Source organism: Mesorhizobium sp. 1M-11 (assembly GCF_001303895.1).
Taxonomy (GTDB): Bacteria; Pseudomonadota; Alphaproteobacteria; order Rhizobiales; family Rhizobiaceae; genus Mesorhizobium.
The window spans coordinates 321045-341857 of sequence record NZ_LJSD01000075.1; the positions used below are offsets into that span (position 1 = coordinate 321045).

At 61.7% G+C, this 20813-nt stretch carries 23 protein-coding genes; 10 read left to right on the forward strand and 13 right to left on the reverse strand.

Going from position 1 to position 20813, the window contains the following annotated elements; translation table 11 throughout:
• Positions 1-212: 212 nt before the first annotated feature.
• The 10 genes from pal to AO692_RS31025 form a co-directional block, all read right to left on the reverse strand.
• Entirely contained in the window at positions 213-716 is a 504-nt protein-coding gene (gene pal, locus AO692_RS30980; RefSeq protein WP_054313858.1) for a peptidoglycan-associated lipoprotein Pal, read from the reverse strand.
• A gap of 324 nt (positions 717-1040) precedes the next feature.
• A complete protein-coding gene (gene tolB, locus AO692_RS30985; protein WP_054313972.1) occupies positions 1041-2360 on the reverse strand; it encodes a Tol-Pal system beta propeller repeat protein TolB in 1320 nt (439 codons plus the stop codon).
• Between the two features lie 34 nt (positions 2361-2394).
• The gene (locus AO692_RS30990) at positions 2395-3546 is read right to left on the reverse strand and encodes a TonB family protein (protein ID WP_054313859.1); all 1152 of its coding nucleotides are present in this window, start codon (positions 3544-3546) and stop codon (positions 2395-2397) included.
• 2 nt (positions 3547-3548) lie between these two features.
• On the reverse strand, positions 3549-4007 hold the full coding sequence (gene tolR, locus AO692_RS30995) for a protein TolR (protein ID WP_054313860.1): 459 nt from the start codon (positions 4005-4007) through the stop codon (positions 3549-3551).
• Positions 4008-4019: 12 nt separating this feature from the next.
• A complete protein-coding gene (gene tolQ, locus AO692_RS31000) occupies positions 4020-4733 on the reverse strand; it encodes a protein TolQ (RefSeq protein ID WP_054313861.1) in 714 nt (237 codons plus the stop codon).
• Positions 4734-5009: 276 nt separating this feature from the next.
• The gene (gene ybgC, locus AO692_RS31005; protein WP_054313862.1) at positions 5010-5471 is read right to left on the reverse strand and encodes a tol-pal system-associated acyl-CoA thioesterase; all 462 of its coding nucleotides are present in this window, start codon (positions 5469-5471) and stop codon (positions 5010-5012) included.
• A gap of 3 nt (positions 5472-5474) precedes the next feature.
• Positions 5475-6515: a Holliday junction branch migration DNA helicase RuvB gene (gene ruvB, locus AO692_RS31010; RefSeq protein ID WP_054313863.1), complete on the reverse strand. Its 1041-nt coding sequence runs from the start codon at positions 6513-6515 to the stop codon at positions 5475-5477.
• Positions 6516-6558: 43 nt separating this feature from the next.
• Positions 6559-7179 carry a Holliday junction branch migration protein RuvA gene (ruvA, locus tag AO692_RS31015; RefSeq protein WP_054313864.1) on the reverse strand — a complete coding sequence of 207 codons (621 nt, stop codon included), beginning with the start codon at positions 7177-7179 and terminating at the stop codon, positions 6559-6561.
• Positions 7180-7192: 13 nt separating this feature from the next.
• On the reverse strand, positions 7193-7699 hold the full coding sequence (gene ruvC / locus AO692_RS31020) for a crossover junction endodeoxyribonuclease RuvC (RefSeq protein ID WP_054313865.1): 507 nt from the start codon (positions 7697-7699) through the stop codon (positions 7193-7195).
• 90 nt (positions 7700-7789) lie between these two features.
• On the reverse strand, positions 7790-8323 hold the full coding sequence (locus tag AO692_RS31025) for a DUF1465 family protein (protein WP_054313866.1): 534 nt from the start codon (positions 8321-8323) through the stop codon (positions 7790-7792).
• 553 nt (positions 8324-8876) lie between these two features.
• Here AO692_RS31025 and AO692_RS31030 point away from each other — a divergent pair.
• Positions 8877-9254 (forward strand): hypothetical protein, encoded by a 378-nt coding sequence (locus AO692_RS31030; RefSeq protein ID WP_054313867.1) that lies wholly within the window; start codon positions 8877-8879, stop codon positions 9252-9254.
• A gap of 67 nt (positions 9255-9321) precedes the next feature.
• Here AO692_RS31030 and AO692_RS31035 read toward each other — a convergent pair whose 3' ends face one another.
• The gene (locus AO692_RS31035; protein ID WP_054313868.1) at positions 9322-10962 is read right to left on the reverse strand and encodes an acyl-CoA synthetase; all 1641 of its coding nucleotides are present in this window, start codon (positions 10960-10962) and stop codon (positions 9322-9324) included.
• Between the two features lie 62 nt (positions 10963-11024).
• Positions 11025-11792, reverse strand: coding sequence for a sulfite exporter TauE/SafE family protein (locus AO692_RS31040; RefSeq protein ID WP_054313869.1), 768 nt, complete (start codon positions 11790-11792; stop codon positions 11025-11027).
• A gap of 375 nt (positions 11793-12167) precedes the next feature.
• On the opposite strand from AO692_RS31040, the gene AO692_RS31045 reads away from it, so the two are divergent.
• Positions 12168-12626, forward strand: coding sequence for a GNAT family N-acetyltransferase (locus AO692_RS31045; protein ID WP_054313870.1), 459 nt, complete (start codon positions 12168-12170; stop codon positions 12624-12626).
• A 39-nt stretch (positions 12627-12665) separates the two neighbouring features.
• On the opposite strand, the gene AO692_RS33270 is transcribed toward AO692_RS31045, so the two are convergent.
• On the reverse strand, positions 12666-12803 hold the full coding sequence (locus tag AO692_RS33270) for a hypothetical protein (protein ID WP_161808155.1): 138 nt from the start codon (positions 12801-12803) through the stop codon (positions 12666-12668).
• A 193-nt stretch (positions 12804-12996) separates the two neighbouring features.
• Here AO692_RS33270 and AO692_RS31055 point away from each other — a divergent pair, with 193 nt between their 5' ends.
• The 8 genes from AO692_RS31055 (at position 12997) to AO692_RS31090 (ending at position 20705) form a co-directional block, all read left to right on the forward strand.
• Positions 12997-13644, forward strand: a complete 648-nt coding sequence (locus AO692_RS31055; protein ID WP_054313872.1) for a thiamine phosphate synthase — start codon at positions 12997-12999, stop codon at positions 13642-13644.
• Between the two features lie 248 nt (positions 13645-13892).
• The gene (locus tag AO692_RS31060; RefSeq protein WP_244483571.1) at positions 13893-15014 is read left to right on the forward strand and encodes a tetratricopeptide repeat protein; all 1122 of its coding nucleotides are present in this window, start codon (positions 13893-13895) and stop codon (positions 15012-15014) included.
• A gap of 134 nt (positions 15015-15148) precedes the next feature.
• The gene (efp, locus tag AO692_RS31065) at positions 15149-15715 is read left to right on the forward strand and encodes an elongation factor P (protein ID WP_054313873.1); all 567 of its coding nucleotides are present in this window, start codon (positions 15149-15151) and stop codon (positions 15713-15715) included.
• Between the two features lie 52 nt (positions 15716-15767).
• Positions 15768-16568, forward strand: a complete 801-nt coding sequence (locus tag AO692_RS31070) for an inositol monophosphatase family protein (RefSeq protein ID WP_054313874.1) — start codon at positions 15768-15770, stop codon at positions 16566-16568.
• A 185-nt stretch (positions 16569-16753) separates the two neighbouring features.
• Positions 16754-17446 carry a hemolysin III family protein gene (locus AO692_RS31075; protein ID WP_054313973.1) on the forward strand — a complete coding sequence of 231 codons (693 nt, stop codon included), beginning with the start codon at positions 16754-16756 and terminating at the stop codon, positions 17444-17446.
• Between the two features lie 91 nt (positions 17447-17537).
• The gene (locus tag AO692_RS31080; RefSeq protein ID WP_054313875.1) at positions 17538-18560 is read left to right on the forward strand and encodes a MotA/TolQ/ExbB proton channel family protein; all 1023 of its coding nucleotides are present in this window, start codon (positions 17538-17540) and stop codon (positions 18558-18560) included.
• On the forward strand, positions 18561-19592 hold the full coding sequence (locus AO692_RS31085) for a peptidoglycan -binding protein (protein WP_054313876.1): 1032 nt from the start codon (positions 18561-18563) through the stop codon (positions 19590-19592). It begins immediately after the preceding gene.
• Positions 19593-19745: 153 nt separating this feature from the next.
• Positions 19746-20705, forward strand: a complete 960-nt coding sequence (locus AO692_RS31090; protein ID WP_082407683.1) for an outer membrane beta-barrel protein — start codon at positions 19746-19748, stop codon at positions 20703-20705.
• Positions 20706-20813: the final 108 nt, after the last annotated feature.

Sequence of the window (20813 nt, forward strand, 5' to 3'; positions counted from 1 at the left end):
CGGCTTGCCCACCCGAACGCATCCGCTTTTAGCAGGGCGCGAGACTTCGGCCAAATTTTGTTTCAACCCGATATTTAGAGCGCCGCGCATCCGTTCGGACGCGCAAAGGACGCTCCAGGACTTTGAACTGCGTATCGGCCAAGAAAAAAGGCGGCCACAAGGGCCGCCTTTTTGCGATTGGCTTCGATACACCGGCCGAAGCCGGCCACAGATCAGGAGCCGGCGCCCGACAGCGTGGTGACAGCGCGACGGTTCTGCGACCAGCACGAGATGTCGTCGCAGACGGCAACCGGGCGTTCCTTGCCGTAGGAAATCGTCTTCAAGCGGTTGGAGGCCACACCCTTGCCGATCAGGAAGTCGCGGGTCGCAGCCGCCCGGCGAGCGCCGAGCGCCAGGTTGTATTCGCGAGTGCCACGCTCATCGGCATGACCTTCGACGACGATGGCGTACTGGCCATACTTGTTCAGCCACTGGGCCTGGCGACCCAGCGTCTGCTGAGCGTCGGCACGGATCGAGGAAGAGTCGGTGTCGAAGAAGATGCGATCGCCGACATTGACGGTGAAGTCCTGTGCCGAACCTGGAGTGGCGGCGCCACCGCCCAGGCCGAGATCGGCCGCGCTGTTCGGGGTCTTCTTCGAAGCGCAGCCTGCTATCGCCAGCGAGGCGACCAGCGCGATCATGACCGGGTTCGTGGTAAGCTTTGCGATACGGCGCATGCCGCCTCTCCTTCGCATTCGAGTGATTTCGTTGATATGCCAGTAACCACGTTTGGGTTAACCGGCGCTCAAGAAACACGGTTAAAATTCTATTGCGGTCGCCGTCCGCGACCGTCGCCGCAGCTTCAGGTCCCGTAGACCACGACGCCACAGCACGCTTGACGCTGCACTGTACTGCCCGGGAAACGTAGCCGGCTTGCCGCCCCTACGCCGATCCTCAGACCATTCGGTCGAGGCTCTAGCCTGAAATGCGGCCAAAACGCGACCAAGTCACGAAAAAGGGGCCTCGCAGGCCCCTTTCCGATGCGTTTCAGGGTCGCCCCGTCATTCCAGAAGCGGCGACCATGCCGGGTCGGAGCCGAAGCCCGAGGTCGGGATCGGTTGCTCGTTGCGGCCGGTCAAGTCGACCGAATAGAGCTTCGGACCGCCGGCGCTGTCGCGGAAGAACATCAGCACACGGCCGTTTGGTGCCCAGGTCGGGCCTTCCTGCTGGAAGCCGGTCGACAGGATGCGTTCTCCCGAACCGTCCGTCTTCATCACGCCGATCTGGAACTGACCGCCACCCTGTTTGGTGAATGCGATCAGATCGCCGCGCGGCGACCAAACCGGCGTCGAATAGACGCCATCGCCGAAGGAGATGCGGTGTGGGTTGGAGCCGTCGGCGCCCATGACATAGATCTGGGAGCGACCGCTGCCGCCGCCGCGATCGGAGGTGAAGACAACCTGCGAACCGTCCGGCGAATAGGACGGCGAGGTATCGATTGCCGACGAGTCGGTGAGACGTGTCGTCGAACGGCTTCTCAGATCCAGTGCATAGATGTTGGAGTTGCCGTCATCGCGCAGCAGGCTCATGATCACCTTCTGGCCATCCGGCGAGAAGCGCGGCGCAAACGTCATGCCCGGGAAATTGCCGACGAGTTCGCGCTGACCGGTCTCCAACTGCAGCAGGTAGACTTTCGGCACACCGCTTTCATAGGACATGTAGGTGATTTCCTGCCGGTTCGGCGAGAAACGCGGCGTCAGCACGATCGAGGCGCCGTTGGACAGGAAGCGCGCATTGGCGCCGTCCTGGTCCATGATGGCGAGCCGTTTCTTGCGCGCGTTCTTGGCGCCGGTCTCGTCGATGTAGACGACCCGGGTGTCGAAGTACCCTTTTTCGCCCGTCAGGCGCTCATAGATCGCATCGGCGATGATATGGGCGACACGGCGCTGGTTGGCCGCGTTCGCGAAGAACTGCTCACCTGCCAGTTGCTGGCCAGCGAACGTATCCCAGAGACGATATTCGGCACGGATGCGGCCGTCCGCTTCCTTGTTGACGCGGCCGGTCACCAGCGCCTGGGCGTTGATGACCTTCCAATCATCGAAACGCGGGGTCTGGTCGGGGTTCGATATCTTCTCGATGAAGGCACCCTTGTCGATCGGCGCGAACAGGCCGGAGCGCTTCAGGTCCGCCGCCACGATGTTGGATATTTCCGTGCCGAGATCGCCGGACGACTGGAAGTCGGTGATGGCGATCGGCAAGGGCTCGACATTGCCCTTGTTGACGTCGATCTCCACCAACGCATGCGCCGGCAACAGTGCAAGGCCGCTCATGCCGGTGGCCATGGCGCCGATCAGAAAGAGTGTCTTGAAAAGATGCTTCATCGCGAATTCCTGTTTCATATCCGAGCGATAGACATCACATGCCCATGTCGCTCGGGTTGAACGTGACTTGAATTTCGGACCAGATGTCCTGCTTGCCTGCTGGAAGTACCAACCCCGCCTGATCGCATTTCTGGATCGCACGCACCGCGCTTTCATCGTAGGAACGATTGCCGCTGGAGGTCTGAACCGTCGGACGACCATCCAGCTTGCCCGACTGATCCACATTGAACCGGATGACCGCGACGAGGTTTCCGGCATCCTGCGCACCAGCCGGAATGGTCCAGCAGCCGCTGAGCTGATCGCGAAGAGCGCCCATTTCGCTGTTGCTCAGCTTCTGGCCATTGTTCCTGTCGCCGCCGAGCGACGACTGCTGGCTGGATCGTTTTGCGCCACCACCCGAAGGTTTGTCCTTGTTGAGAAGAGCGGATACCTTGTCGTTGAAGGCATCATCCTCCGACTTCTGCCTGGAAGACGCTTCCTTGACCGGCTTTTCCGAATTCTTGCGATCGGGTGCCTTGGCGGTCTCGGCCTGGGCCTGTTCGGGGCGTGGCTTGGCCTCCGGTGCCGGTGCCGAATTGGGCAGGGCAACAGACTCCGTCTGTTCCGAGGCAATGGCCTCGGCCACCGCATCGGGCTTTGCCGGCTCGGGCTTGGCCTCCGCTGGCTTCTGCTCGGCGGGCTTCGGTGCGGGTTCCGGTTCCTTCACCGGTTGCGGCTTGGGTTCCGGCTGCTTGACGGGGTCGGGCTTCACATCCTGCTTGGGCTGCTCGGCCGGCGCGACTTCCGTCGCCGGCGTCGGCTTCGGCTCTTCCTTCGGCTTCGGCGTATCCTCGGGCTTGGGTTTTTCCGTCGGCGTCGGCGCCTTGGGTGCCGACTCCGTATTCTCGACCGGCTTTGGCTTCGCAGTCGGTGTCACCGGCTGATCCGTGTCGACACTGTTTTCGCCGATCTTCTGGGCATCGGCGACGATGTCGGGCCGCTCGGTTGGTTTTGGTGCCGGCTTGTCACGCACAGTCGACTTCTTGTCGCCTTGCAGTGACTGCGCAACATCTTCCACCGGTACGATGTCCACCGGAAACGACTCGACGTTCATGGGCTGGAATGCAGGCGGAGCCCTGAGCGTGAACAGGCCAAAGCCGATCACGGCAGCATGCAGGATCACCGATGTGGTGAGACCGGCCTTCAAGGTTATTTGTCCTGTTCCTGCAAGGTGACCAGGCCGAGGTTCTTGTAGCCGGCGGCCGAGATGCGGGCCATGACCTTCATGACGGTGCCATAGTCGGCAGCCTTGTCGCCGCGGATGAAGATGCGCTCCTCATAACCGGTCTTGGCGATCGCCTCGAGCTTCGGCACGACTTCCTCGAGCGGAATCACCGTCTCCTGCAGATGGATTTCGCCAGCCTGGTTCACCGAAACGGTGATCGGCTGGGTTTCCGCATTCATTGGCTTGGCCTGCGTTTCCGGCAGGTCGATCGGCACGCCGACCGTAAGCAGTGGTGCCGCCACCATGAAGATGATGAGCAGCACCAGCATGACGTCGACGAACGGCGTGACGTTGATTTCCGACATCAGGCCGTGATGGCGGCCGCGACGCCTGTGGCCGCGTCCGCCACGTCCCGAACCACCTGAGCTGACTGACATTCCCATCGGCTTGTTTCCTCAGGCGGCCTTCTGGGCCACTTTCTCATCGATTTGGCGCGACAGTATGGCGGAGAACTCGTCGGCGAAGCCCTCCATGCGCACCGCGATCTTGCCGGCGTCGGACGACAGCTTGTTGTAGGCGATGACGGCAGGGATAGCGGCAAGCAGGCCGATGGCGGTGGCCAGCAGCGCTTCCGCGATACCGGGCGCGACAACGGCCAGATTGGTCGATTTCGAACCGGCGATGGCCTGGAACGACGTCATGATACCGACGACCGTGCCGAACAGGCCAATGAAGGGTGCGGCGGAACCGATGGTGGCGAGGAAGCCGAGGCGACCCTCCAGGCGTTCCATTTCACGCGTCAGTGCCAGATCCATCGCCTTGTCGATGCGGGTCTGCAGCGCGAGCGGCGATTTGGCGCCTTTCTCGAAGCTCTTCTTCCATTCACGCATGGCGGCCACGAAGATAGCGCCCATGCCCACGGTCTTGCGCTCGGCGAGGTTACGGTAAAGCTCTTCCAGCGACTGACCCGACCAGAACACCTGTTCGAAGCGGTTGAGCGCGACGCGCAGCCGCGCAAAGGAAACCAGCTTGTCGACGACGATGGCCCAGGTCCAGACCGAGGCGCCGATGAGGCCGAGCATGACCAGCTTGACCACCCAGCCGGCCTGCATGAACAGGCCCCAAATCGACAGTTGCGCGCCCGGATCGGCGAGTGCGATGTTTTCCATGGTTCGTTCCTTAAGAATCCGGGCCCCGGCTCGCCGCTAGCCCCTGGCGCTCTACCCCTTGTGGTCCGTTCGCGCGAAGCTTCCGGAAATGCCCCAAAAGGCGCCTTTCGCGGCCTTTTCACGGCAAATATTGGTGAAACGAAGGCATGAACGCCTCCAATCTTCACCTATGTCTTCATGAACTGTTATGGTTAAGGAGAGGTTAGGAATCGCAAGTGTTGTGCGACGCAGCATGCATGATGTGCCAGCGCCGGGTCACAATGGAGTGAAGGTCCCCTAAAGAGCCTTTGGCATGAAGGCGGCAACCCATTCCTTGGGAAAACGGCGCGGACGGCCATTCTCGCCGATGATCGCTGCCTCTACCCTGGCATCGACCAGCACGTCCGCATCGCGCTTGAGTTGCTGGGCCATGAAGATGCGCGCACCGGAAATGTCGTCGGTGCGGGTATCGACGGTCAGGATATCATCGATACGCGCCGGTGAACGGAAGTCGATCTCCATGCGGCGGACGACCCAGACGATCTTCTCGCCATGCTTGCCTTCGGCAAGTTCGGTGTGATGCACACCGGCCAGCCGCAGGAAATCCGAGCGGCCACGCTCCAGGAATTCCAGATAGCGGGCATGATAGACGACGCCGGAGAAATCGGTGTCGGCATAGTACACCCTCGCCATCAGCCGATGGCCGAATTCGGTCAGCGTCCCGGAAATGCCACCGAGCAGATCGTCCGCGCCAGGCATCGGTCAATCCCCTTCCTGGAAGAGATTGATCTGCTGCTGGGCAAGATCGCGCGGCACCTCCAGGCCGAGATGCCTCCAGGCATTGGCCGTCAGCACGCGCCCGCGCGGGGTTCGCTGGATGAAGCCCTGCTGGATCAGATAGGGCTCGATGATATCCTCGATCGCATCCCGCGGTTCCGAAAGACCAGCCGCGATCGTCTCGATGCCGACCGGCCCACCACCGAAATTCATGGCAATCATGGAGAGGTAGCGCCGGTCGAGCTGATCGAGGCCGAGCGCGTCGACTTCCAGTCGGGACAATGCCTCGTCAGCGACCTTGCGCGACACGGTCTCGGCGCCGGCGACCGACGCGAAGTCGCGCACGCGGCGCAGCAGCCGCCCGGCGATACGCGGCGTACCACGGGCACGACGCGCGATTTCAACAGCGCCATCATCGGCGATCGGCATGCTGAGGATGCGCGCCCCGCGCCGCACGATCAGCTCCAGTTCCTCGACCGTGTAGAAATTCAATCGCACCGGGATACCGAAACGGTCGCGCAGAGGATTGGTGATGAGCCCGAGCCGCGTCGTGGCAGCCACCAGCGTGAAGCGGGCAAGATCGATCTTGACCGAGCGCGCCGCCGGCCCTTCGCCTATGATCAGGTCGAGCTGGAAATCCTCCATCGCAGGGTAGAGGATCTCCTCCACTGCCGGGCTGAGCCGATGGATCTCGTCGATGAACAGAACATCGCGGTCTTCCAGATTGGTCAGCAGTGCCGCGAGATCGCCGGCCTTGGCGATCACCGGCCCCGATGTGGAGCGGAAATTGACGCCCATCTCGCGCGCCATGATCTGCGCCAGCGTGGTCTTGCCCAGTCCCGGCGGGCCGACGAACAGGACGTGGTCGAGCGCATCGCCACGGCCCTTGGCCGCTTCGATGAAGACTTTCAGGTTCGCACGCGCCGCCGCCTGGCCGACGAAATCGTCCAGCGTCTGCGGGCGCAGAGTCTGGTCGGCATCCTCGCCACGCTTTTCGGAGGAGATGAGACGGGGGGCGGTGTTCATGCCCCTCTCCTCGCACGACGGAAGGGTCCGAACAAGAAGCGCGTCACCGCGCCAGCTCCTTCAGCCCCAGCCTGATCAGCTTGGCGGAATCGGCTCCTTCGCCAGCACTCTTCAAGGCGGCAGCCACGGCATTGGCCGCGATATCGCGCGAATAGCCGAGATTGGTGAGCGCGGAAACCGCATCGGCGACAGGAGCGGCAGCGACGCCCTCGCCCAGTTCCTGCTTCAGCCCGATCGTGCCGGAAGCCTCGCCTGCAAAGGCCGGTGCCTTGGTCTTCAACTCGGTGACGATGCGCTCGGCCACCTTCTTGCCGACGCCAGGCGCCCGCGACACCATGGCGATGTCGCGCAGCGCGATCGCGTTGGCGAGGTCGGATGGCGACAACGTCGACAGGATCGCCAGCGCGACCTTGGCGCCAACGCCCTGCACATTGTTCATCAGCAAGCGGAACCATTCGCGTTCCAGCGCGGTCTTGAAGCCGTAGAGGCGGATCATGTCCTCGCGCACATAGGTTTCGATGTGCAGCACCACCGCCTCGCCAGGCCCGGGCAGTGCCGAAAGTGTGCGTGCGGAACAATAAGCGACATAACCGACGCCATGCACATCGACGAGGCAATGATCCTCCTCGATCTCGTCCACCGTGCCTTTCAGCTTGCCGATCATCCCGCTTGCCCCTTCACGCCACGGCCATGCGATAGGCGATGCTCTGCCGATGATGGGCATGGCAGATGGCGATGGCCAGCGCGTCGGCGGCGTCGGCGGTGTCGAAGGCTGCCTTGGGCAGCAATACCTTCACCATCATGTGGATCTGTTTCTTGTCGCCATGGCCGACGCCGATCACCGCCTTCTTGACGGCATTGGGTGCATATTCGGCCACCAGCAAGCCGGCACGGGCCGGCACAAGCATGGCGATGCCACGGGCTTGTCCAAGCTTCAGTGTTGCGGACGCATCCTTGTTGACGAAGGTCTGCTCGACGGCCGCTTCCTGCGGCATCAGCTGATGCAGCACGTCGGCCAGCCCATCATGCAATTGGCACAGCCGCGCCGCCAGCGCGGCCTTGTCGTCCGAACGCACGGTGCCCGCCGCGACAAAGCGCAGCGAATTGCCGAGGCTTTCGACGACACCCCAACCGGTGCGTCTCAGCCCGGGATCGATACCGATGATGCGAATCGCTTCCCCCATGCGCGGAGTCTACCTTTCGCGCAAAGCGATGCCAGCAAAATGTGAACAAACCAGAAACAAGAAGCCAAAGGCTTCGCACGAAGCCTCGGTTCAGCCGCCGGCGAAAGCCGTCTTGAGCAGCGTGATCTGGTCCGAGACCGGGTTGGAGCGGCGATTGGCCGGCTGCGCATGAACCGTTCCGCCACTGCCGTAGATTTCCTCGTCCATGCGCCGCACCAGCGACTGCAGGCGCAGCGATCGGTTGACGAGATCCAGGAAGTCGTCCGGCAATTCGCTCCAGCCGGCTGCCTCGCTGTGCGCCGAAGCGGTATCCAGCCGCACCTTTGATTTCTCCGACGCAACCTGATCGCGTGTCATCTCGCCGGAATTCGCAGCGCGCTGCAGAAGCAGCCAGGATGCGATCTGCATCAGTCGTGTGGTGAGACGCATCGATTCGGCGGCGTAGAGCGTCGCACCCAGCCGCGACAGCTTCTTGGCCTCCAGCCTGCCCTTGCCGTCGAGATACTCGGCCGTACGCTCGACGAGGCCCATGCCTTCGTCATAAAGCGGCTTGAACGATTGCGAGAAGACCCTCCGCTCGGCCAACTTGATCGTGTTCGCGCTTTCCTTGGAAGGCTCGCTCATTTCATGTTCCGTATTCGCATTCTTCCGGCCGAATCGGCGTCATGCCGCCGGTTTCCAAGCCTATATGACAGTGGCTAAGAAAATGCGCCGGGACTTCTCGCAAGGCAAGCACATGTTTAACAAACGGTTAACGCCGTCGTTTCCTGGCTGCCGCCGGCCTGACCGCCGGGCAAAAAAAGAGCCGCGATGAGGCGGCTCTCAGGAGTTTAACAGGGAGGCGTCAAACAAAGTGGCTCCAACCACTCGGTAAGAATCCAGATCACTGGATGCGCATAGTAAACGCTCGTAAAGCTTAATGAACCCTTAACAGGCGCCAAGATTTTTTAAGGAGCCTGGGCAAGCTGTGCCGTATCAGCACAACATCGGAGCCCCTCACCGGGCATGCCAATGTGAAGAACCCCACTCTCATTTCACCTCTTCCTGAAGTATTCTTGCCCTGCAAACCGGCAGCAGCGCGGCCCCACGCAAAGATGGGACGAATGCCGCTGAGCCATGTGTTTGCTCATGCGTCGCGTCGCAAGGACGAACGCGACGAAACAACGGGGGAACTATCATGCAAGGCGTATCTCGGAACTTCTTTGCGCTCGCCATTGTCTACGCACTGTGCGGCATGGCGTTGGGCCTGCATATGGCGATCAGCCAGGACCATACCGAAATGCCCGTCCATGCACACGCACTGGTGGCGGGCTGGCTGACATCCGCGGTCTTTGCCATCTTCTACCATCTGTTTCCGGCCGCTCGCGAAACAAGGCTGGCAACGATCCATTTCTGGCTGACGGCGCTAAGCGGTATCGGTCTGCTGGTGACGCTCTATTTCCTGCTGGCGGGAAACACGGCGATCGAACCGGTGGTCGGCATCTGTTCGATCCTGTTCTTCGCGGCGATGCTGCTGTTCGCCGTGATCGCTCTGCCTGTCCTGCGCAAGCCCTGAACGGACTGGCTAGGGCCGGCATTGGAACGCCGGGCGTCCATTCGGACGCCCGAAGCTCCGCATCGCGCTAGCTGGCTTTGGCCATTTCACGCAGGCGGAACTTCTGGATTTTGCCCGTCGAGGTCTTCGGGATCTCGTGGAAGATGATGGCCTTCGGCACTTTGAAGCGGGCGAGAAGGCCCCGGCAGTGCTCGATGATCTCGGCCTCGGTCGCTGACTTGCCCGGCTTCAGCTCGACATAAGCCACCGGCACTTCACCCCATTTGTCGTCGCCACGCGCCACCACGCCGCAGGATGCCACGGCCGGGTGTTTGTAGAGCGCATCCTCGACCTCGATCGAGGAGATGTTCTCGCCACCCGAAATGATGATGTCCTTGGAACGGTCCTTGAGCTGGATGTAACCGTCGGGATGCATGACGCCGAGGTCGCCGGAGTGGAACCAGCCGCCGGCAAAGGCCTCGTCCGTCGCCTTGCGGTTCTTCAGATATCCCTTCATGACGATGTTGCCGCGAAACATCACCTCGCCGATGGTCTCGCCATCGGCAGGCGTCTTTTCCATCGTGGCCGGGTCCATCACCGTCAGGTCTTCCAGCGCCGCATAACGCACACCCTGACGCGCTTTCCTGGTTGTGCGCGTTCCCTTGTCCAGCACATCCCATTCGCCATGCCATTCATTGACGACGGCAGGGCCATAAGTTTCGGTCAGACCATACAGGTGGGTGACGACGAAGCCGGCGTCAGCCATGCCGGACAGAACCGCCTCGGGCGGCGGGGCAGCCGCGGTGTTGAAGGTGACGGTTTGCGGAAATTCGCGCTTGTGCCCGTCGCCGGCATTGATCAGCATTGCCATGACGATGGGCGCACCGCAAAGATGGGTGACGCCATGGTCAGCGATCGCATCATACATCGCCTTCGCCCGCACCCAGCGCAGACAGACATGGGTTCCCGCTTGCACGGCCAGCGTCCAGGGGAAGCACCAGCCATTGCAGTGGAACATCGGCAGCGTCCAGAGATAGACGGCGTGCTTTCCCATGCCGGCGTGAATGGTGTTGGCATAGGCCATTAGCGCCGCGCCACGATGATGATAGACCACACCCTTGGGGTTGCCGGTGGTGCCGGACGTGTAGTTCAGCGAAATCGCGTCCCATTCGTCGTCGGGCATCGCCCATGCAAAATCCACCTCACCGCCCGCGACGAACGCGTCATAGTCGTGCGAACCGATGCGCTCACCCTTCGGATAGGGCGCATCCGCCCCGTAGTCGGGATCGTCATAGTCGATGACCAGCGGCTTCACCCTGGTCAGCGCCAGCGCCTCCTTCATCACGCCGGAAAACTCGCGGTCGACGATCAGCACCTTGGTCTCGGCGTGATCGAGCTGAAAGGCGATGACGGCGGCATCGAGGCGCGTGTTGAGCGAATGCAGCACGGCCTTCACCATCGGCACGCCGAAATGCGCTTCCAGCATTGGCGGCGTGTTGGAGAGCATCACCGTCACCGTATCGCCCTTGCCGATGCCCTGCGCGGCAAGCGCGGAAGCCAGCTTCAGTGAACGGCCCCAGAAATCCCGATAGGTAATGCGCTGGCGGCCGTGGATGATGGCGACATGGTCGGGATAGGTCTTCGCCGCGCGTTCCAGGAACGACAGCGGAGTCAACGGCTGGTGATTGGCCGGATTCTTGTCGAGATCCAGCGCATAGGGGTTCGTCATCCCGCCCTCCGAACGAGCAATATCCAATACTTCTAAGCATAGCCGGAACGCGGCGTCATCCTCTACGGAAGACTGACGATGCCGTCCCACAACAGCTTGATCGCCACCAGGGCAATCGTGGCGTAGGTGAAGGGATAGAACACTTCCGGCTGCATGCGCCGCACCAGCCAGGCACCGGCCAGCGTCGACAAAGGCGCAAACGGCATCAAGACAGCCGAGGCGGCAAGATTGGCGGCGTCGAACTGGCCGAGCGCAAAATAGGGAATGAGCTTGATGGCGTTGACGATGGCGAAGAACACCACGCCGGTTGCCGTCAGCACCTTCGGATCCATCCGCAGCGGCATCGTATAGACCTGAAATGGCGGTCCGCCGACATGGGCGACGAAACTGGTGAAACCGGCGATCGTGCCCCAGAATGCCGCAAGCGGCTTGTTCGGCTTTGAAATATGGCTGCTGCCATGCCTGTAGGTGACATAGAGCCAGCGCCCGACAAAGGCGATGGTGACGGCCCCTACTATGAAGCGCACCATGTCCGCGGTCACAAATGCCGCCGTCGCCCAGCCGATGCCGATGCCGACGAGTGCGCCCGGCAACATGTCGACGAGCGTTTTCCTGTCGTGCTGGCCCCGCCAGGTCCACAACGAGACGATATCCATCACCACCAGGATGGGCAGCAGGATCGCAGCCGCCTGCACCGGCGACATCGCCAAAGCCATCAATGGCACGCCGATCAGGCCGAAGCCGCCGACCCCGCCCTTGGTGAGCCCCACCAGGATAACCGCAGGCACGGCGACAGCGTAAAACCAGGGGTCGGTGAGCAGAGCTGACATGCCGGGGAGAAATGCCTGAGGAAATGGTCCTTGCTACCTAGAGCATTTCCGTTTTTCCCGGAAATGTTCCAGCTCTTTTTGTTTTGCGCAATTCCCGACGCAAAACAGCTGCGCACTTTTGCTGGAATTGCTCTAGCGCATCGGCCCGAAAATCGGAATCGATTTCGAAAGGCACGACACAACCAGCATCTAGCCTTCGCCGCAAGAAACCGCCCGTCAGCGACGCGCCGACACTAGCAGGAACATCGGCCGCTCCAGTTCTTCCACCAGCTCCGACCCGGCGGCGATCTGTTCGTCGGTCAGATGAGCGTGCCCAAATGGGCTTGCCGATACGCAGTCAGCCGCCTATTGCGGGAGCGAACACGGAGAAGCCCCATGGTCGAGATTGCCTTTCGCCGCGCCGAACGCACCGACGTCGCCGCGATCGTCACCATGCTCGCCGACGACATGCTGGGCAGCAGTCGCGAGGACACCGGCGAGCCCCTGTCTGAAAGCTATATGAGAGCATTCGAGGCAATCGACGCCGACCGCAACCAACTGCTCGCGGTCATGACCGAAGCCGGACGCGTGGTCGGCACTTTGCAGCTCACCTTCATCGCCGGGCTTTCCCGCAGGGGCTCATTGAGAGGGCAGATCGAGGCCGTACGGGTTGCCCGGGATCGACAGAGCACGGGTCTCGGCCAGAAGATGATTGAATGGGCTGTCGGTCAATGCCGGGAGCGCGGCTGCGCCATCGTGCAGCTCACCACCGACCGCAACCGCCACGATGCCCATCGTTTTTACGAACGCCTTGGCTTCAAGCAGACCCATTTCGGCTACAAAATCGATCTGTGACCGAAGCGCTCGCGGCGGTCTCCGAGGGCGGAGCGTGCGTTACAGCGCGTCTTTCACTGCCAATTCCTGCATCACTTTGGCCAGATCGCCGAGCATCTTGCCACCATCGCCGCTGAACGCGGAACCGTGCATCAAGGCGAGCGTTCGAGGGTTCAACCGCGTCAGCCCGTTCATCATGTCGGCAGTCCTTGTCGTCCACGGCGTGGCATGAGCGAAAGGTCCCGCGGCGGAGCGAAGGAATTGATCTCTCGCCGGACCGGCGATGGCGCAGGCGGTCCGAATGCATGCCTGTTCAACGACGCCGCATTCGTCTATGCCGCAATCCAACCATCTTCGCCTCGCATAGGCGAAACCGGAAACCGATACCGCCATGACCGAATCCACACCACCTGACCGTTGCCGCATCGTGCTCATTCCGCCAGCCGGCACCCCTGCCGAACGCGTTGTCGCCGCGCTCGCCGGTGGTGACATCGCTTCGCTGATCCTGCCCCAGGGTGATCGCGACGAGGCCAGTTTCCAGGCTTACGCGGAAAAGATCGTGCCCGCGGCGCAAGCCGCAGGCATCGCCGTTGTGATTGCCGGCGACAGCCGCATCGCCGGACGCGTCAAGGCCGACGGCCTCCATGTCGAAGCCGGCAAGGCGAACCTCGCCGAGGCCGTCGAGCGCCTGCAGGACCGCATGATGGTGGGGGTCGGTGGCGCCAAGACGCGCGACGATGCATTGGAACTCGGCGAAGAACGTCCGGACTATATCTTCTTCGGCCGCTTCGGCTACGATTCCAAACCGGAGCCACATCCGCGCAACCTTTCGCTCGGCCAATGGTGGGCCGAGATGATCGAAATTCCCTGCATCGTCATGGCGGGCTCCGATGTCACCTCGGTAGGGGCCGTGGCCGCAACCGGAGCGGAATTCGTGGCCTTGTCCGCCGCCGTTTTCGCCGACGATGTGGAACCTGCCGCCGTGATCGCCAAGGCCAACGCCCTGCTCGATGAAACAGCGCCACACCTCGGGGGCTGACAATGCGCCTGCGCTCTACCCTTGCCGGCGTGCTCGCTCTCGGTTTTGCCATCTCCCAGGCAGACGCCGAGACCGCTGAACCGCCGAAACAGGCACAGCCGCCCGCGCAGGAAACGACAAAGTCCGAGAACCCGGGAGGCGGTGCGCCCAAGCCGGAGGCACAGACCCCTTCGACATCTGGCGGCTCGACAGCTCCAAACGCTGCAACGCCGGTTCCCACCCCGCCGGCGAGTGCACCATCGTCCGCGGTGCCGGAAAACCCGGCACCCGCAAGCCAGGCCCCAGCGACCAACACGCCACAACCGGTATCGCCACAGGCACCGGCAAGCACGCCAGGGCAGCCGACGGCCCAAACACCCAAAGCCCCCGAGGCAGCAACGCCTGCCGGGTCAACGCCCTCCGCAGCGCCGCAACTGCCACAGCCGATACCATTACCCGGTTCAGCGGCGGCGAAGGGAGACCGCCCGATAGCCAATCCATTGCCGCAACCGGCGACGACAACCGAACCGGCGGCGAATGTCGACCCCGCCCGCTTCGGTGGCCGGCCACCGGATGCTGCCTATGGCGCCTATCAGCGCGGCCTCTACAAAACGGCCTACAATCTGGCGCTCGAGCGTGCCAACAAGGGCGACGCACCCGCCCAGACCCTGGTGGCGGAAATCCTGGCCCGCGGACTGGGCATGCCAGCCAATGCGGCCGAGGCCGCCAAATGGTACCAGCGCGCGGCAGAGCAGGGCGTGCCGGAGGCACAGTTTCAGTACGCGCTGATCCTGATCGACGGACGCCAGGTCAAGAAAGACGAAAAGAAAGCCCAGGTCCTGCTGCAGGCGGCGGCTGAAGCCGGCAATCCACTGGCGCAGTTCAACCTCGCGCAATTGCTGATCCAGAAGGATCCGGGCGAAGCGGGTCTGGCGAGAGCCGCAATTTACTACCAGAAAGCGGCCGAGAGCGGCCTGGCCGACGCCCAATACGCAATGGCGCAGATCTATGCCAATGGCGCCGGTGGCAAGACCAAGGATGATAACGAAGCGCGAAGATTTCTGGTTTTGGCCGCGCAGCAGAATTATGATACGGCCCAGCTTGACCTCGGCCAGTGGCTGATCGACGGGCGGGGCGGCAAGCGGGACCTGAGATCCGGCTTCAACTGGACGAAGCGTGCCGCCGAAGGCGGCAACGTGGCTGCCCAGAACAGGCTGGCAAAACTCTATGTGGGCGGCATCGGGGTCGACGGAGATCTGGTCAGCGCCGCAGCATGGTTCATCGTCGCACGCCGTGCTGGCCTTGCCGATCCACAGATGGACGACTTCATGCAGGGCCTGGACGAAGAGCAGACCAAGAAGGCACTGCAAAAAGCCAACCGGTTGCCCTAGTGACTTTGCATACAGGCTGGGTGGGCATACGGGCTGGCATTTTGCCGCCTCTCTTGCCTCTTTCAGCAAATTATGGTCTTGGAGGCGCCGAAATCGCCCTCTCGGCGCACCTCTTTTTTCCGGATCAATCAACCATGGCCAAGATCAATGGCAACGAAATCCGTCCCGGCAACGTCATCGAGCATGATGGCGGCCTCTGGGTGGCAGTGAAGACCAACGCGGTGAAACCCGGCAAGGGCGGCGCCTACAACCAGGTCGAACTCAAGAACCTCATCAACGGCACCAAGCTCAACGAGCGTTTCCGTGCCGCCGAGACGGTTGAAAAAGTACGCCTGGAACAGAAGGATTTCTCCTTCCTTTACGAACAGGGCGAGATGCTGGTGTTCATGGACGCCGAGAGCTACGAGCAACTCGAACTGCAGAAGGATTTCGTCGGCGACCGCGCCGCCTTCCTGCAGGACGGCATGACCGTTACCGTGGAACTCTACGAAGAAAAGCCGATCGGCATCGCGCTGCCTGACCAGGTGACGCTCACCATCACCGAGGCGGACCCGGTCGTGAAGGGTCAGACGGCGGCCTCGTCGTACAAGCCGGCGGTGCTGGAAAACGGTGTCCGCGTGCTGGTGCCGCCATTCATTTCGTCAGGCGAGCGCATCATCGTCGACACCAACGAGATCACCTACGTTCGCCGCGCGGACTGATTTCCGGGGCCGGCGCCCTGTCCGGCTTCCCTGCATTTAAGGACTGTCCAGCATGGCGCGTTCCGCCCTTCTCAATGTCATGGTCCAGGCCGCGATGAAGGCTGGCCGCTCGCTGTCGCGCGATTTCGGCGAGGTGCAGAACCTGCAGGTCTCGATGAAGGGACCGGGTGACTATGTCAGCCAGGCCGATCGCAAGGCCGAGGACATCATCTTTTCCGAACTCTCCAAGGCACGACCAGGCTACGCCTTCCTGATGGAAGAGCGTGGTACGGTCAGCGGCGATGACGATCAGCATCGCTGGATTGTGGACCCGCTGGACGGAACCACCAACTTCCTGCACGGCATTCCGATCTTCTCGGTCTCGATCGCGCTCGAACGCCAGGGGCAGATCGTCGCCGGCGTCATCTACAACCCGGCCATGGACGAGCTCTATACGGCAGAGCGCGGCGGCGGAGCCTTCATGAACGACCGCCGGCTGCGCGTCGCGGCCCGCAACAAGCTGTCCGACACGGTGATCGGCTGCGGCGTGCCGCATCTCGGCCGCGGGCATCATGGCAATTTCCTCATCGAACTGCGCAATGTCATGGCCGAGGTCTCCGGCATCCGCCGCCTCGGCTCCGCCGCACTTGATCTTGCCTATGTCGCCGCGGGCCGCATGGACGGTTACTGGGAAGACAAGCTGTCGCCCTGGGACATCGCTGCCGGCATCCTGTTGGTACGCGAAGCCGGCGGCTATATATCCGATCCGGATGGCGGCCAGGGCATGCTTGAAAGCGGCAGCCTTGTTGCCGGCAACGAGGCGATCCACCGCGCGCTGCTTGCGACGCTGAAGAAGCCGATCGCTCCGCGCTGACGCGCCGCGCGTCCGTCCGGGCGCGTAAAGGGATGCCCTGACACTTTTGAATCGACGCATTGGGCTGCTCAAAATCGGTTACGATTTTGAGCAGATATGTGAACTACGCCGCAGCCACGAAACCGTTACATAAGCTTGAAATACTCGCCAGCAACTCCCCAGATATGGCGGATGCAGGTGAAACCATGAGCGAAGGCCGGTCCGAGGTGGCTATCGACATCCCCTTTGTCGGGCGGTGGCACTACTCGCGCGCCGAGATGATCGCCGACGGCATCGTTCATGCTGTCGGCATCGTACTGGCGATTGCCGCGGGCGCAGCCATGCTGACATTGGCCGCTTTCCACGCTGGGCCGGGTGAATATGTTGCCGCGGTGTTCTACGTGGTGGCGCTGCTCACCGTTCTTTCGGTGTCGATGGCCTACAATCTCTGGCCCGTGACGTCACGTGTGAAGTGGCTGCTGCGCCGGTTCGACCATGCCGCAATCTATCTGTTGATCGCCGCTACCTATACGCCCTTCCTGGCTCAACTCAGTGACACGACGCTCGCCGGCTGGATGCTCGGCCTGATCTGGACCGCCGCCGTTACCGGCATCGCCATCAAGGTCTTCCTGCCGGGCCGATTCGACCGCCTTGCCATCGTTTTCTATCTCGCCATCGGCTGGAGCGGAATCGTTCTGGTCGAACCGCTCGTCGGGACGCTGCCGGGAACGGCCATCGGCCTGCTGCTCGCCGGCGGCATTGTCTATTCGCTGGGCGTCATCTTCTTTGTCTGGAAGGGTTTGCGCTTCCACAACGTGCTCTGGCACGGCTTCGTTGTCACAGGCGCAGGCCTGCATTTCGCGGCCATACTGGACAGTCTGGTCATCAACCGGCTGTGAGCCCCTATTTCAGCACCTTCCAATTTCGTCACATTTCCGTTTAGAGTCGCGGCAAATCCTACTCGGCGACGACATCGCAAACGGGGCCGGAATGACCTTTCTGAAATCCATTACAGCGGGCCGAGGTTCGGATGTGCTGAGCTACGACCCGCACAAGCTTTCCAGCCCGCAGGTGTTCGTGCTGACGATGGTGGTGTTTCTGGGCATCGTCGCCTTCATCGCCATTGTGTTGTCGCGCCAGATATCGACGGCCTTCGTGACCAATCCCGGCCTCAACGGCTTGATCGTCGGTGTGCTCGTGGTTGGTATCCTTCTGGCCTTTGTCCAGGTCGGCAGGTTGTTTCGCGAGGTGCGCTGGGTGAATTCGTTCCGGGCCGGTTCCGAAACGACCGAACCGGTGCTGCTTGCACCGATGAAGGCAATGATCGGGCGCTCATCCTCGCTCGCCTTTTCGACCAGCGCGATGCGTACCATGCTGGATTCCATCGGCACGCGCCTGGATGAAAGCCGCGACACCTCGCGCTATCTCGTCGGGCTGCTGGTGTTCCTCGGCCTGCTCGGCACCTTCTGGGGCCTGCTGCATACGATCGGCTCGATCAGCGACACGATCCAGTCACTCGACCCCGGATCGGGTGACGCGGCGGCTGTGCTCGATGCGCTGAAACAGGGCCTGTCGGCTCCCCTTTCGGGCATGGGCACCGCTTTTTCGTCCTCGCTGTTCGGCCTCTCGGGGTCGCTCGTGCTTGGCTTCCTCGACCTGCAGGCCGGTCGGGCGCAGAACCGCTTCTACACGGAACTCGAGAATTGGTTGTCTACGGTCACCGACCTTTCTTCGGATATCGGCGCATCCGATACGTCGCGTTCGGAATCGTCCGACGAATTGCGAGCCCTTTCGGAACGCCTGCGCCACATGAGCGAGAGCGACGGCTCCAATCCGCGCGTTGCTACCGCCATGGCCAACCTCGCCGACGGTATTTCCGGCCTGGTGAAGAACATGCGCTCCGAACAGCAGATCATGCGCGACTGGGTGGAAGCGCAATCGGACGAGCAGAAGGCCATGCGCGCCACGCTGGATAAGATTGCCGAGGCCCTGAAGAGCCGGGAGCCCAACTAAATGGCGCTCGCGAGAGGGCGACGCAGCTATCGCCACATCGACTACTGGCCGGGCTTTGTCGATGCACTTTCGACATTGCTGCTCGCCATCATGTTCCTGCTTTCCGTCTTCGTGCTGGCGCAGTTCCTGCTCAGCCGTGAAATTTCCGGAAAAGATGTGGTGCTCAACCGGCTCAACGCGCAGATCAACGAACTGACGCAGCTTCTGGCTCTGGAAAAAGGCAACAGCCAGGACGCCCAGGATTCGCTTGCCAATCTGCAGGCTTCGCTCTCCGCCGCGGAAGCAGAAAGGAGCCGTCTGCAGCAGCTGCTGGATGCAGGCTCCGGCGCAGGCAACGCCGCCAGCCAGCGTGCCACCCAGTTGGAAGGGGAACTGGACACCGAGCGCCAGGTCAGCCAGCGCGCGTTGAGCCAGGTCGAATTGCTCAACCAGCAGATCGCAGCGCTGCGCAAGCAGATTGCAGCCCTCGAGGACGCGCTGAACGCGTCCGAGGCGCGCGATCGCGAGTCCAACACCAAGATCGCGGATCTCGGCCGCCGCCTGAACGTCGCGCTTGCCCAGCGCGTGCAGGAACTGAACCGCTACCGCTCGGATTTCTTCGGCCGCCTGCGCGAGATCCTTTCCGACCGCGAGAACATCCGCATCGTCGGCGACCGTTTCGTCTTCCAGTCCGAAGTGCTGTTCCCCCTCGGATCGGAAGAGATCAACGATGCCGGCAGGGTCGAGATGAAGAAGCTGGCCGACGCGGTCATCGAACTGCAGAAGGAGATTCCGCCGGAGATCAACTGGGTGCTGCGCGTGGACGGACACACCGACAACCGCCCGCTTTCAGGCACCGGGCGTTTCAAGGACAATTGGGAATTGTCATCCGCACGCGCGACCTCAGTGGTCAAATTCCTGATATCCAATGGCGTTCCGGCCAACCGGCTGGTTGCCGCCGGTTTCGGCGAATACCAGCCACTGGACGCCACGGATACCGACGATGCGCGATCCAAGAACCGCCGCATCGAATTGAAGCTGACCGAACGCTGAGGCGGACAAGTTCCGAGCAGCGTATCCAGCCCAACAAAATCAAAGGGTAACGGTTCGTTATCCTTAACGGTGACTTAACCACTATGGTTAAGAATGCTCTCAGATGGGGCGTGATCGCGAGGGCGATCGGCGCGGGTTTGGGAGCTTGGATCCATGCAATTCGAATTGCGCGTTGCGCCGGCTTTAGAGCGTTTCCGCTTTTCGCGGAAACACGGAAACGCTCCAGATCTTTGTTTGTACGCAATTCCGGACGCAAGACGGCTGCGCACTTTTGCTGGAATTGCTTTGGCCGCCGCCGTGCTTCTGCCGCAGACCTCGGCGCTCGCTGCCGACTATGACCCACCGATCTATGTCGACCAGGCACCGGAGTATCAACCGGTCGAGGTCGGTTCGGGATGGTATCTGCGCGGCGACATCGGCTATGCCTTCAACAAGCCGTATGACTTTTCACAAACCCCGCCCAGTTTCTCCTCGAAACAGGTCCCATTTTCGGGAAGCGTCGGCGTCGGCTACCATTTCAACGACTTTGTCCGAGGTGAGCTGAATTTCGGCATTCTGCCAACAGCCAAATATTCCAACGACTACCAGAGCACCTGTGACGGCACGCAGACGGTGACGGTCACAAACAACAACACCACCCAGGTTTTTTCCGGTCGAAGCACACGCAACTGCCTGGGCTCCGACAACGCCAACAACAAGGCTTACGACGCTACCGTCAACGCCTATGTCGATCTCGGCACTTTTGCAGGTATCACGCCCTACATCGGCGGCGGCCTTGGTCTCGTATACAGCAGTTATCGTGCTGCCAAGGGCGACCGGAAGTGCAAGGATCAGACAACCACGTTCGGTAACTCCACCACGGTATTTGAATGTGATGATCCCGGCACGTATGCGGGCATAGTGACATCCGACAAAGATTTCAGTCTGTCCTATGCGCTGGCCGCGGGCATCGCGTATCAGGTCTCCAAAAACGTCTCGCTCGATGTTGGTTACCAGTACTATTCGGCACCAGGCATGAAATACATTTCCTACGACACCGCAAACGGTCCGGTGATCGACAAGGGAATGGATTATCATCAGGTCAAAGTCGGCCTGCGATACGACCTCTGGTAATCGCCACCATCGATTTTCAAAAGAAGGCAGGCCAGAAGCCTGCCTTCTTTTTTTGTGGTCTCACCCGCTTTCACGGTCACAAAACCGATATCCCGCAAACGACAAAAA

Coding starts and splice junctions, on each gene's coding strand:
- pal (WP_054313858.1), bottom strand. CDS start 716: ATGCGCCGTATCGCAAAGCTTACCACGAACCCGGTCATGATCGCGCTG.
- tolB (WP_054313972.1), bottom strand. CDS start 2,360: ATGAAGCATCTTTTCAAGACACTCTTTCTGATCGGCGCCATGGCCACC.
- tolR (WP_054313860.1), bottom strand. CDS start 4,007: ATGGGAATGTCAGTCAGCTCAGGTGGTTCGGGACGTGGCGGACGCGGC.
- tolQ (WP_054313861.1), bottom strand. CDS start 4,733: ATGGAAAACATCGCACTCGCCGATCCGGGCGCGCAACTGTCGATTTGG.
- ybgC (WP_054313862.1), bottom strand. CDS start 5,471: ATGCCTGGCGCGGACGATCTGCTCGGTGGCATTTCCGGGACGCTGACC.
- ruvB (WP_054313863.1), bottom strand. CDS start 6,515: ATGAACACCGCCCCCCGTCTCATCTCCTCCGAAAAGCGTGGCGAGGAT.
- ruvA (WP_054313864.1), bottom strand. CDS start 7,179: ATGATCGGCAAGCTGAAAGGCACGGTGGACGAGATCGAGGAGGATCAT.
- ruvC (WP_054313865.1), bottom strand. CDS start 7,699: ATGGGGGAAGCGATTCGCATCATCGGTATCGATCCCGGGCTGAGACGC.
- AO692_RS31025 (WP_054313866.1), bottom strand. CDS start 8,323: ATGAGCGAGCCTTCCAAGGAAAGCGCGAACACGATCAAGTTGGCCGAG.
- AO692_RS31030 (WP_054313867.1), top strand. CDS start 8,877: ATGCAAGGCGTATCTCGGAACTTCTTTGCGCTCGCCATTGTCTACGCA.
- AO692_RS31035 (WP_054313868.1), bottom strand. CDS start 10,962: ATGACGAACCCCTATGCGCTGGATCTCGACAAGAATCCGGCCAATCAC.
- AO692_RS31040 (WP_054313869.1), bottom strand. CDS start 11,792: ATGTCAGCTCTGCTCACCGACCCCTGGTTTTACGCTGTCGCCGTGCCT.
- AO692_RS31045 (WP_054313870.1), top strand. CDS start 12,168: ATGGTCGAGATTGCCTTTCGCCGCGCCGAACGCACCGACGTCGCCGCG.
- AO692_RS33270 (WP_161808155.1), bottom strand. CDS start 12,803: ATGATGAACGGGCTGACGCGGTTGAACCCTCGAACGCTCGCCTTGATG.
- AO692_RS31055 (WP_054313872.1), top strand. CDS start 12,997: ATGACCGAATCCACACCACCTGACCGTTGCCGCATCGTGCTCATTCCG.
- efp (WP_054313873.1), top strand. CDS start 15,149: ATGGCCAAGATCAATGGCAACGAAATCCGTCCCGGCAACGTCATCGAG.
- AO692_RS31070 (WP_054313874.1), top strand. CDS start 15,768: ATGGCGCGTTCCGCCCTTCTCAATGTCATGGTCCAGGCCGCGATGAAG.
- AO692_RS31075 (WP_054313973.1), top strand. CDS start 16,754: ATGAGCGAAGGCCGGTCCGAGGTGGCTATCGACATCCCCTTTGTCGGG.
- AO692_RS31080 (WP_054313875.1), top strand. CDS start 17,538: ATGACCTTTCTGAAATCCATTACAGCGGGCCGAGGTTCGGATGTGCTG.
- AO692_RS31085 (WP_054313876.1), top strand. CDS start 18,561: ATGGCGCTCGCGAGAGGGCGACGCAGCTATCGCCACATCGACTACTGG.
- AO692_RS31090 (WP_082407683.1), top strand. CDS start 19,746: ATGCAATTCGAATTGCGCGTTGCGCCGGCTTTAGAGCGTTTCCGCTTT.